Source organism: Psychrobacter sp. GW64-MNA-CIBAN-0177 (genome assembly GCF_040309585.1).
In the GTDB taxonomy this organism is placed as follows: domain Bacteria; phylum Pseudomonadota; class Gammaproteobacteria; order Pseudomonadales; family Moraxellaceae; genus Psychrobacter; species Psychrobacter okhotskensis.
This window is the reverse complement of record NZ_JBEOOY010000072.1, coordinates 1-412: the sequence shown is the minus strand read 5'-3', so window position 1 is coordinate 412 and position 412 is coordinate 1. Positions and strand designations below refer to the sequence as shown.

The 412-nt window shown below is 43.9% G+C and carries 1 protein-coding gene; it reads right to left on the bottom strand.

Annotated features, from left to right (window positions below; all coding sequences use genetic code 11):
• Positions 1-412, bottom strand: a 412-nt coding sequence (locus AAEY79_RS14220) for an AAA family ATPase (RefSeq protein ID WP_352288876.1), incomplete at both ends; no start/stop codon positions are given.

The following is a 412-nucleotide window of genomic DNA, read 5'->3' as shown; positions in this document are numbered from 1 at the left end:
GTCATGATGATGACAGTGTTTTTAAAATCAACCGTTCTGCCTTGACCATCAGTTAAACGGCCATCATCTAATACTTGCAGCAACACATTAAATACATCTGGATGAGCTTTCTCAACTTCGTCTAACAAGATAACTGAATAGGGCTTACGGCGAACCGCCTCAGTTAAGTAACCGCCTTCTTCATAACCCACATATCCGGGAGGGGCACCAACTAAACGCGAAACGGTGTGTTTTTCCATAAATTCAGACATGTCTATGCGCACAAGAGCTGATTCTGAATCAAACAAAAACTTAGCTAGCGATTTACACAGCTCTGTTTTACCCACACCTGTAGGCCCAAGGAACAAGAACGAACCTATTGGACGTTGTGGATCGGCAAGACCTGCACGACTCCGACGAATAGCATTAGATA